Source organism: Okeania sp. SIO2B9, assembly GCF_010672505.1.
Classification (GTDB): Bacteria; Cyanobacteriota; Cyanobacteriia; order Cyanobacteriales; family Microcoleaceae; genus Okeania; species Okeania hirsuta.
Window position 1 is genome coordinate 1 of record NZ_JAAHGK010001023.1, and the last position, 2,829, is coordinate 2,829.

Genomic DNA, 2,829 nt, shown 5'->3' on the forward strand with positions numbered 1-2,829 from the left:
AAGTGTAGGAGTTTTGGGGCCAACGAGAATGGTTTATGAGAATGCGATCGCCATAGTTAAATCTACAGCAGATTTTCTCTCAGAAGCTATTGGAGGAAGTTAGAAGTCAGAAGTCAAAAGTTAGAAGTCAAAAGTTAGGAGTAAGTAGGGAAGAAAGTTTTTTGTTTAGCTGGCGCACAACACACGTTAACGCTACGCGACAGGTGAGGTGCAGCATTCCGTACCGAAAACGTGGAGCGCAGAATTGAGTTCTATCAGTAATTATCCGGACAAGATATCATACCTCAAATCACCAGCGCCATTATTCGTAGCATTCTTTTTTTATTTTTATAATCATGTCCGGATAATAGCACGATAAAAAAACTTTCTCTCTTCTAATATCAAATCCGCTCGGGTTCGGTATAAAAAAAATTTTCATCTTCATCCAATAGCAAATGTTTCGCGCATTCTCTTCCCTCCTGAGGAGGTCCTTCCCCTCCTGGGAGGGGGAGGGGGGAGGGGTGGGTTGACTCCTGACTCCTAAATTAACTATCTAATTACAGCGATGCTACCGGATTTGATATAACCTTTTCTTTCCTCCTGATTCCTGACTTCTAAATTTTAACTTCTAACTTCTCACTTTTAACTTTTGACTTTTGACTTTTGACTTCTATAACCAATTCCCTACTAAAACAAAAGTTGACCAAAAGTAGGGATGCTCAAATTCTGAATTTACCTCTCTTATTTGAGCGTCTCGTAAAATTTTTCGTTGCGCTCGACGTAAAGCTTCTGCTTTAGTGATTGTTGAGTCGGTCAACTGTTCATATAAATTTTTCATCAACACAGCAGTTGCTTCATCACTCACATACCACAGACTAGCAATGGTACTTCTTGCTCCTGCTCTGACTGCAACTCCCGCTAACCCCAATGTTGCTCGCTCATCTCCAGTTGCAGTACGACAAGCACTCAATACTAATAATTCTACAGGACGCGTTTGTTGAACGCCAGATTTAATCATACTTCGTAACTCTTCAACATTAATCCTATCATCCCAGGTCAGAATAAATGTATCTTCAACATTAGAACTAAATTCGCCATGGGTTGCAATGTGAATTACTTGGTAAGGAGTATCAGCGACTTCGGTATTAGCTTCATTTTCTGTAAACAACTCATTTAGCAAAATCTCACTAGAAGCTTGAGCTTGAATATCTTTTAACTCTTGTCTCACATTTGGCAGTGGTGGAAAACCTTGACGACTTTCAGTTATTCCCATTCCCAGTACTTCCAGTTTTTTTCGTGCTAGTGGTTTAGGATCGATTAATTCTAGACTAGGAGCGATCGCCACATTATAGTTCTGAATTACATATTCCTTACTATCATCATTATAAAGACTAGCTAAAGGAATACTTCGCAACCTTCCTTCTAATACAAATACTAAGGTTTTTATCTGACTATCTCGCAATAACTCTTCAGCAGGATAAATTAGCCATTGATAAATTTCTGCCGCAGGTTCCAAATAGTTTTCAATAAAAATTCGCTTTTGCGGAAATGTGAGAGCTGTTAGCATAGTTTCAATTTTTGAGTCTACTTCCGCTCTTGATATATTAGTGCTGTAATAAACCAAAGGTTTTTCTGGTATGGCTAATATTACTGCCAAGCGATCGCGCAAAATTATTGTATAAAAAATAGCTGCATTTTTGTCTACGCGGTCTACTTCTACAGGTTTAGTATCTAAACAAGCATTACGAAAAAAATTATCTAGTTCAGCTAACTGTAAAGCTTCAATTACTTGTCGTGCTTGTTTCAAATTTTTTTGACTAATATCTTTTTTTCCAGGTGTAGAAGGTTCTAAAAGTAACTCTACTAATTCACGATAAATTGGTTCTACACTATCTCGAAAATCAAACTTTAATTCTGAACTAATAGCAACTATATCACTCCGCAAAGCTTGGAGATTTTTTACTGATTGAGAATAAGCTACTATCGCTTCGTTTGTATTTCCTGTAACTGTTAAAATCCGACCTAATTGCCATTCCCACTGATAAGAAATATCAGCAGCATTAATACTTTGAGCCAAAATTAAAGCTTTTTCTGTTAACTCTCTAGCCTCATTCCATTGCTGATTATGTTCATATAAAGTTCCCAAAGTTCCTAAACCATAAGATTCTGCCCTTGCATCTTCTAAACTTCTTGCTTGTTGTACTGCTGTAACTAAGTAATCAGCAATTTTTGCTGGTGGATATAATGGTTTATTACTGTCATTTGCGAAAACTTCTTTTCTTAATTCTATTAAATTCTGAGCCAGATTAATTCTGGCATAAATACCTGGCTGAGAAGCAGATAATTGGTTTAACAAATCATCTATATTTGTGACTAATTCTGTTGCCGTTAAATATTGCTTTTGTTCTACAGATAAATTTAACTGATTGAGCATTGCTTGAGTTTTAATTTCTACTATAGGTGATTCCTGAATAGCTCGTTGATAGAATAAATTAGCAGCTTGGGGATTATCTAAAAGGATAGCTGTATTACCTAAACTAATTAAAATTATCGCTATTTCTTCTGTTGCTTGTAAATTTTCTGCTATGACTAAACTAGACTCTAAAACTTTTTGAGATTCTGATAGTTGACCTATTCCTCGAAGCACATCACCCAAACTTTGTAGTGCTTTTGCTTTAATTATTGTATCTGGTTGTTCTTCCAGATTTTGTTTAGCTCTTGTTAATTGTTTAAATGCTTGAGAATATAAACCCAAAGCTTGTAAAGCCTGAGCTTGATTAATTCCACTACGAGTAAACCCTAAATAATCGTCAATTTTTTCATAAATTTGACTGGCTTCTTTCCAAGTAT

1 protein-coding gene is annotated in these 2,829 nt (G+C 36.2%); it reads right to left on the reverse strand.

From position 1 onward, the window contains the following. Window positions 1-649 precede the first annotated feature (649 nt). Window positions 650-2,829, reverse strand: a 2,180-nt coding sequence (locus tag F6K13_RS26775) for a CHAT domain-containing protein (protein ID WP_287288964.1), incomplete at its 5' end; no start/stop codon positions are given.